Consider the following 870-nt stretch of genomic DNA (forward strand, 5'->3'; position numbering starts at 1 on the left):
GCGCGCCGGAGGCCTCCAGGCGGGCACCGTCGCGCACCACCACGAATGCGTCGATGGCCGGCAGATCGCGCGAGGCCAGGTCATGCCGCGCGCCGATTTCAATCGTGCCGCCGTCCAGCACCTTGCCCTGGCGGTCACCGGTGGCGCCCACCGCGGTGTAGGCGGCGCCGGAGACGTCCAGCAGCGCGTGCTCGCCGATCCAGATCGAGCGCGCGTTCGTCATGCCGTTGGGGCGGTTGAGCAGCGGGCCTTCGCCCAGGTCGCCGCCGAGCACGCTGATGCGGCCGCCGCGGGCCTGCAGCGTGCCGTCGAGGGTGATCTGCGCATTGCCGGTCAGCTGGAGGGCCTGGCCCGGGTCGACGGTGATCCGGCTGTCCGTGCCGACCTCCAGGTCGGCGGCGTTCTGCGGCGTGCCGGCGGTCAGTGACAGGCCCGCGCCCTTGCGCAGCGTCACCGCACCCGTCGTCGGATCATCCTGTTGCAACGGCGGCAGCCAGGCCGACAACGCCCCGTGCGGATCGTCACCGCTGGCCAGTGCGCGCGCGGCGGCCAGGTCAACCTGCAGCAGCGGCATCGCCACGTCCACGCGCGCGCCGTCCACCACGGTGACGCCGTCGCGGCCGATCACGTTGTACTGCTTGAAGCCGGACTGGAACAGGCTGCTGTCCAGCGCCAGGAACGACTGCACCGGCACCTCGCGCTGCCACACCGTGCCCACTGGCAGGCGCGTGCCGGCCGGTACGGTGATCGCCGCAGTGGCCACGCTGCCGGCGGTGTAGCGCGACGTCTGCGCCGGAATCGGCAGGCCGCCAGGGAAGACATTGGCCGGCACCACGTAGCCGGCCGGCAGGTCGGCGATGGTCCACAAGG

The 870-nt window shown here is 72.8% G+C and carries 1 protein-coding gene; it reads right to left on the reverse strand.

The features are described from left to right. Positions 1-870, reverse strand: an 870-nt coding sequence (locus DBR34_RS10775) for a hypothetical protein (RefSeq protein ID WP_219928260.1), incomplete at both ends; no start/stop codon positions are given.

The organism is Stenotrophomonas sp. HMWF003, assembly GCF_003061285.1.
GTDB lineage: Bacteria > Pseudomonadota > Gammaproteobacteria > Xanthomonadales > Xanthomonadaceae > Stenotrophomonas > Stenotrophomonas maltophilia_AP.